Origin of the sequence: Ornithinimicrobium sp. (assembly GCF_051004135.1) — a bacterium.
In the GTDB taxonomy this organism is placed as follows: Bacteria; Actinomycetota; Actinomycetes; order Actinomycetales; family Dermatophilaceae; genus Ornithinicoccus.
Window position 1 is genome coordinate 1 of sequence record NZ_JBPCKQ010000217.1, and the last position, 7,052, is coordinate 7,052.

A 7,052-nucleotide genomic window follows, 5' to 3' on the forward strand; every position below is an offset into this window, starting at 1 on the left:
CAAACCCGGCGGTGCCATCGCCAGCCGGATTCGGCCGCCGTGCGGCAGCAAGCCGCTCTATCCTTATCGCACGTAGGCGGCACGCGACTTGTCACCGTTTCCGCAGGTCAGGGGCTATGTCTCAGAGTGGACGTGTCGGAGCTTGCAGTCCAAACACGCCGTGCGTGAGGGCGCAGCCAGAGGGCTGAGGGGGTGTGCCGACGAACCCACAGATCGCGCGTCACCAACACCGTTCGCTCGTGCTCGACGTGGTTGGTCGGCGCCGAGGCTATCCGCACGAAGCCCGATGGGCATTCCCCACGCATCCCCCACGCAGAGACCCCCACCAACCTGTTTCCGCAGGTCAACGGGGATCTCTGCGAGTGGGCGATACTGGGATCGAACCAGTGACCTCTTCCGTGTCAGGGAAGCGCGCTACCGCTGCGCCAATCGCCCGGGCATGCCCCGGTGGTGTCGAGGTGGAGACGGGATTTGAACCCGTGTAGACGGCTTTGCAGGCCGTTGCCTCGCCTCTCGGCCACTCCACCGTGAGGCACATGGTGGTGCTGCCTCCGAGCGGACAACCGGGCTCGAACCGGCGACCTCAACCTTGGCAAGGTTGCGCTCTACCAACTGAGCTATGTCCGCACGCGCCTCAACGTCACCGCCTCGGCGTCACGGAAGGTTAGCCCAGGCTCCGGCGGCTCACCAAATCCGTCGGGGTGTCCCGCACCGGGCGGGTGCGGCGCATCGCGACCCGCCGAGTCCCCCGGTCGCGCCGCTCGCTCTCGTCGGGGTACTCCACGGGTGACAGGGGCCGGTGCCGGTCCTCATCCGAGCGCCGCTGGTCCCACCATTCGCTGGCCCGCGACACCGGGCCGCGGTAGTCCTTGGCCGGCCACAGCCGCCGGATCGCGGCGTTGAACGCCGCGCCGATCAGCACCGCGATGGCCAAAAAGTACAGCCAGATCAGCAGCACGATGGGGGTCGACAGCGGCCCGTAGACCGATGCCCCGCCGACGGCCTGCTCGGCCCAGTAGCGCAGCACGACCGAGGCGCCCACCCAGATCAGGATGCTCAGCACGGCCCCGCCGAGGTCCCTCAGATATGGCGAGCGCTCGGGGGTCGCGAAATGGTAGAGCCCGGTGAGGCTGGCAAGGCCCAGGACCGCGACGGTGGGCCAGTAGAGCGCCCCGAGGAAGTCGACGGGACCGGGCAGCCAGGCGTTGACGTAGTTGGGTCCGATCAGCACCAGCGGGACGGTGACGCCCATCGCCACGATGGACACGACATACAGCGACAGGCTCAGCGCCCGGGCCTTGACGACCCCGCGATGGCCGTTCTGGCCGTACATGATGGAGATGGTGTCCATGAAGACGTGCAGGGCGCGGGACCCGGACCAGAACGACAGCACGAAGCCGATGGACAGCAGGTCGGCCCGGCCCCCGGTCAGGGTGTCCTGGACCATCGGCATGATGACCTGATCGACGGTGTCGGGGGTCAGGAACCGCAGCGACCAGGTCTCGATGGCCCGGGTGACCGTGTCGATGGCGTCGGCACCGAGCTGCCGACCGAGGAAGCCGATGCCGGCGATCAGGCCCAGGATCAACGGCGGCAGTGACAGCAGGGCGAAGAAGGCGGCCTCGGAGGCCAGCCCCGTGACCCGATAGCGCAGGCAGATGCCGACGGTCTCGGCGACCAGCCGAGCCACCGGCAGCGCCCCGGGGATCGGCTTCAGCACCGCGCGGAGTCGCTGCCGGAAGGTCACTTGTCCACGGTAGCGGGCGGGGCACCCGAATCGGGGTAGGCAGCCGTGCGCCCCGGCATAGGTCACAATGAACGGTGCCGACAGCGCCGTCGGAGGCAATCGACCACAGCGACAGAAAGATCTTGATGGAACTCTGGCCCGGCAAGCCCTACCCCCTCGGCGCTACCTACGATGGTTCGGGGGTCAACTTCGCGCTCTTCTCCGAGATCGCGGAGCAGGTCGAGCTCTGCCTGATCGGCGAGCGCGGACGCGAGACCCGGATCGAGCTCACCGAGGTCGACGCCCACGTGTGGCACATCTACCTGCCCAACGTCCAGCCCGGTCAGCGCTACGGCTACCGCGTGCACGGGCCGAACGTCCCGGAGGAGGGGCACCGCTGCAACCCGGCCAAGCTGCTGCTGGACCCCTACGCCAAGGCCATCGAGGGCCAGGCCGACGGTGGCCAGCCGCTGTTCGGATACGACTTCGGCGACCCCGAGTCGCTCAACGAGCAGGACTCCCTGGGCCACACGATGCTCTCGATTGTGATCAACCCGTTCTTCGACTGGGGCCACGACCGCCCACCGCGGCACGAATACCACGACACGATCATCTACGAGGCACACGTCAAGGGCCTGTCGATGACCCACCCGGAGGTCCCCCAGGAGATCCGCGGCACGTATGCGGGGATCGCGCACCCGGCGATCATCGAGCACCTGACCGACCTCGGGGTCACCGCGGTCGAGCTGCTCCCCGTGCACCAGTTCGTCCAGGACTCACACCTGACCGAACGCAACCTTTCCAACTACTGGGGCTACAACACGATCGGCTTCCTCGCCCCACACAACGGGTATGCCGCATACGGCACCCGGGGTCAGCAGGTCACCGAGTTCAAGTCGATGGTGCAGGCGCTGCACGACGCCAACATCGAGGTCATCCTCGACGTTGTCTACAACCACACGGCCGAGGGCAACCACCTGGGCCCGACCCTGGCCTTCCGGGGCATCGACAACGCGTCGTACTACCGGCTGGTCGAGGACGCACCTGAGCACTACTACGACACCACCGGCACCGGCAACAGCCTGCTCATGCGCAGTCCGCACGTGTTGCAGCTGATCATGGACTCGCTGCGCTACTGGGTGACCGAGATGCACGTCGACGGCTTCCGCTTCGACCTGGCCGCGACCTTGGCCCGGCAGTTCCACGAGGTCGACAAGCTGTCGGCGTTCTTCGACATCATCCAGCAGGACCCGGTGATCTCCCAGGTCAAGCTGATCGCCGAGCCCTGGGACCTCGGCGACGGCGGCTACCAGGTCGGCAACTTCCCGCCGCTGTGGACCGAGTGGAACGGCAAGTACCGCGACACCGTCCGCGACTACTGGCGGGGCGAGCCGCGCACGCTCGGCGAGTTCGCCTCACGGCTCACCGGCTCCTCCGACCTCTACGAGCACTCCGGCCGGCGCCCCTACGCCTCGATCAACTTCGTCACGGCCCATGACGGCTTCACCATTCGTGACCTGGTCTCCTACAACGACAAGCACAACGACGCCAACGGCGAGGGTGGCAACGACGGAGAGAGCCACAACCGGTCCTGGAACTGCGGGGTCGAGGGGCCCACGGACGACCCGGAGATCAGTGCGCTGCGGCTGCGCCAGCAGAAGAACCTGATCGCCACGCTGCTGCTCTGCCAGGGCGTGCCGATGCTGCTGCACGGCGACGAGCTGGGCCGCACCCAGCGGGGCAACAACAACGTCTATGCCCAGGACAACGAGCTGGCCTGGGTCGACTGGGACCTCAAGGACGACCAGCAGGACCTGCTGGACTTCACCTCCCAGATGATCGCCCTGCGCCGCGACCACCCGGTGCTGCGACGGCGTCGCTTCTTCGCCGGCGACGCCGACCACGGCGGCCAGAGCGATCTGGGCGACATCTTCTGGTATACCCCCGAGGGTGGCGAGATGAAGGGGCAGAACTGGCGCACCAGCCGCACCTCGCTGATGGTCTTCCTCAACGGCCAGGCGATCCCCACCTCCGACAGCCGGGGCCGGCCGGTCACCGACGACCACCTGCTGCTGTTGTTCAACGCCTACCACGATGCGGTGGACTTCACCCTCCCGGAGGACATCGACACCGACGCCTGGACCGTCGTGGTGGACACCAGCTCCGTCGAGAAGCCGGGAGCCAGCGAGGGCCCGGAGAACGAGTGCGGGCCGTGGCAGCCAGGGTCCACGCACACGCTGGTCGCCCGCTCGGTCGTCGTGCTCGTGGCGACCCCGCAGTCCGCGAGCGACTGACCAGCCGGGGGCTCAGGCGCCGCCGGCCGCCGTCGCCGGGTCCGCTGCTGTCACCGGGGCGCCCTGGCCGAGGAAGTCGGCGACCAGGGCCTCCCAGCGCTGCGGGTCGGTGTTCCACTCCCGGCAGTGCAGCGCCTCCTCCCACAGCGCCAGCTGCACCAGGTCGGGCCGGCGGTCGGCGAGCTGCTTGGACGGTCCGTAGGGCACTACGTCGTCGGCCACCGAGTGGATCAGCAGCATCGGGTGACGCAGCTCGCGGGCCCGCTGCACCCAGTTGGTGACGGCGATGTCGATCGGCTCGGCGATGCCGATCAGGCCGCGGCTGATCCGGCCGCCCAGCAGGGTCTTGGCCAGCACCCCGACCGGCCAGTAGAGCCGGTTGAGGTCGGCCTGGTAGGAGATCACGTCGCCCCAGTCGATCACCGGTCCGTCCAGGACCACGCGGCTCACCCACCCCGAGAGCTCGGAGCGGTCCAGGGTCTGCAGCACCACGGCCCCACCCATGGACCAGCCGACCAGGACGACCTCCCGCGCCCCGTGCCGCACGGCATACCGGATGGCGGACTCGATGTCGCGCCATTCGGAGAGCCCCAGATTGTAGCGACCGTCGATGCTGGCCGGCGCGCCGACGTCGTTGCGATACATCGGGACCAGGCTGGTCAGCCCCAGCCGGTGCAGCACCGGCAGGGCACGCAGGGTCTCTTCGCGCCGTGCGCTACGGCCGTGGACCAGGATCGCCCACCGCCCGTGCCCGGTCTCCTGCACCGGTGGCCCCCCGGGCACCAACCAGGCCGGCAGCTCCCCGACGTCGCTGGCCACGAGCACGTCCTGGTAGGCCAGGGCGTGAGCCGAGCCGGGCGTGCCGCAGTAGAGGTAGGCGTTCCAGCGGGCCGGGCCGGGCTGCAGGTCGCCCGCGTCCACCCCGAGCAAGGCCCGGGTCACGGTGTGCTCTGCCGCTCGCCGGGAGGAGGCATCCACCGAGACGACGTCACCGAGGCGGGCATGCCCCGCGCCGCCGTCGAGCCACAGTCCGTAGTCGCCGGGGGTGAGGGTATGCGGCTGCGCCCGCAAGGTGACGGTGTGCTCGTCGACGGCCACGATCGTGGTGTCGTCCTTCTTCTCGTGCTCGGGCGTGATGATCCGCCGGGCGAAGTAGGTGGCCAGGCTCAGCGAGCCGACGGCGGACACCAGGCCGACGGCGACTCCGGTGATCGTGGCCGTCGTGGCGGCGCGTGCGCCCGCAGTGTCCATGCTCAGCGCACGGCCAGCACGTCGGCGAGGTCGAAGTCGACCGGCTGCTCGAGCTGGCCGAAGGTGGCGCTGGCCGGCTCCCGGTCGGGCCGCCACCGGACGAACTGGGCGGTATGCCGAAAGCGCGTGCCCTCCAGGTAGTCGTAGCGGGCCTCGACCACCCGCTCGGGGCGCAGCGGCACGAAGGACAGGTCCTTGCCGGCGTTCCACCGCGACGTCTCGCCGCTGCGCGGGGTGCGCTCGCCCTCCTGCGGCGCGCCCCAGCTCCACGGGTGCTCGGCCCACTCGGCGATCAAGGGCTGCAGCTCCTCGAACAGCTCGCGACGCCGCGCCATGGGCAGCGCCCCGATCACCCCGACACTGGCCAGCGAGCCGTGCTCGTCGTAGAGCCCCAGCAGCAGCGAGCCGATCGCCCCGGGCCCGGACTTGTGCACCCGGTAGCCGGCCACGACACAGTCGGCCGTGCGATCGTGCTTGACCTTGGTCATCACCCGCTTGTCCGGCTGGTAGGTCAGCTCGGGTCGCTTGGCGATCAGCCCGTCCAGCCCGGCACCCTCGAACTGCTCGAACCACTGCTGCGCGACCCGCGCGTCGCGGGTCAGCGGGGTCAGGTGCACCGGGGGCTCGACACCCTCGAACGCCTCCTCGAGCAGGGCGCGACGGCGCTCCAGCGGCTGCGCCATGAGGTCTTCTGCGCTCAGCGCGAGCAGGTCGAAGGCGACGAAGCTGGCCGGGGTCTGCTCGGCCAGCATCCGAACCCGGCTGTCCGCGGGATGGATCCGCTGCTGCAGCGCCTCGAAGTCGAGCCGGTTGCCGGTGAGATCGGCCACCACGATCTCACCATCCACGACGGCGCGGTCGGGGAAGGCGGCCAGGACCGCCTGCACCACTTCAGGGAAGTAGCGGGTCAGCGGGCGCTCGTTGCGGCTGCCGATGACGACCTCGTCGCCGTCCCGGAAGATGATGGAGCGGAAGCCGTCCCACTTGGGCTCGTAGAGCTGGCCGTCGGGGATCCCCGAGGCGGGCTTGGCCAGCATCGGCTTGACCGGCGGCATGACGGGCAGGTCCACGTCCTCAATCCTGCCTCATGGCGCCGACGGATGTGCGAGAAGCCCCACCGCACGTTAGCGTCGGGGGTTCATCATCACCCCGACGAAGGAGTTTATCCATGGGCACCATCTCCAACCTTGTACGCCGCTTCACCAGTGGTGGAGGCGGTCGCAGCGCCGGTACCTCCCGCTCCGGCGGCGGCGGCGGAATCGGCCGCATGGTTAGCAAGTTCCTGCGTCGCCGCTGAGCGCCGGACCAGAGGCTGCTCAGGTAGCCGCACCTGGCCAGTGGTCGGCGACCTTACGGCTGGGCTGGACGCGGGGCGGCTCCCCCGGCATCTTCGGGGTGTCTACCTGCTAAGCGTTGTGCGGACACGCTCACTGAGCGTGCTCGGTCCGAGCGGTGTGGCCCAAGTTATCGGGCGAGATTTCGCCCGGCTGGGAGGCGACACCATGACCATCAAGGACCAGACCCCACGACCCCGCAGGATCGTGCAGGCGTACGCGGACACCAACGGCGTACCCCCGGCCGAGCACGGTGGACTTGTTCGGGAAGTGGACAAGTCCACTAGGCCCCCGTCGCCCGAGGCGATGCAGGCCGCTGGCACAGCAGCACACTCGGCGCCCACCTGGGCGGCCGATTCAAGCACCGACGTCAAGCACGAGCGCGGCGAGGGCGTCCACCTCGACGACGCGTGCACTTGGTTCACCCGGCAGCTTGCCGCATGGGCG

5 protein-coding genes and 3 tRNA genes are annotated in these 7,052 nt (G+C 69.2%); 2 read left to right on the forward strand and 6 right to left on the reverse strand.

The window, feature by feature from the left end; genetic code table 11:
- Positions 1 to 363: 363 nt before the first annotated feature.
- The 4 genes from ACR2FV_RS15650 to ACR2FV_RS15665 form a co-directional block, all read right to left on the reverse strand.
- A tRNA-Val gene (locus ACR2FV_RS15650) sits at positions 364 to 435 on the reverse strand.
- A gap of 21 nt (positions 436 to 456) precedes the next feature.
- Positions 457 to 527 (reverse strand) — tRNA-Cys (locus ACR2FV_RS15655).
- 27 nt (positions 528 to 554) lie between these two features.
- Positions 555 to 627 (reverse strand) — tRNA-Gly (locus ACR2FV_RS15660).
- 37 nt (positions 628 to 664) lie between these two features.
- The gene (locus ACR2FV_RS15665) at positions 665 to 1,747 is read right to left on the reverse strand and encodes a YihY/virulence factor BrkB family protein (RefSeq protein WP_434016631.1); all 1,083 of its coding nucleotides are present in this window, start codon (positions 1,745 to 1,747) and stop codon (positions 665 to 667) included.
- Positions 1,748 to 1,872: 125 nt separating this feature from the next.
- Between ACR2FV_RS15665 and glgX the strand changes: the two genes are divergently transcribed.
- A complete protein-coding gene (glgX, locus tag ACR2FV_RS15670) occupies positions 1,873 to 4,020 on the forward strand; it encodes a glycogen debranching protein GlgX (protein ID WP_434016632.1) in 2,148 nt (715 codons plus the stop codon).
- A gap of 12 nt (positions 4,021 to 4,032) precedes the next feature.
- Here glgX and ACR2FV_RS15675 read toward each other — a convergent pair whose 3' ends face one another.
- Complete coding sequence (locus ACR2FV_RS15675; protein ID WP_434016633.1) at positions 4,033 to 5,271, reverse strand: alpha/beta hydrolase family protein; 1,239 nt, start codon at positions 5,269 to 5,271, stop codon at positions 4,033 to 4,035.
- A 2-nt stretch (positions 5,272 to 5,273) separates the two neighbouring features.
- Positions 5,274 to 6,341 carry an ATP-dependent DNA ligase gene (locus ACR2FV_RS15680; RefSeq protein ID WP_434016634.1) on the reverse strand — a complete coding sequence of 356 codons (1,068 nt, stop codon included), beginning with the start codon at positions 6,339 to 6,341 and terminating at the stop codon, positions 5,274 to 5,276.
- Positions 6,342 to 6,773: 432 nt separating this feature from the next.
- Here ACR2FV_RS15680 and ACR2FV_RS15685 point away from each other — a divergent pair.
- Positions 6,774 to 7,052 (forward strand): hypothetical protein (locus ACR2FV_RS15685; RefSeq protein ID WP_434016635.1); only part of this gene is annotated, 279 nt, incomplete at its 3' end.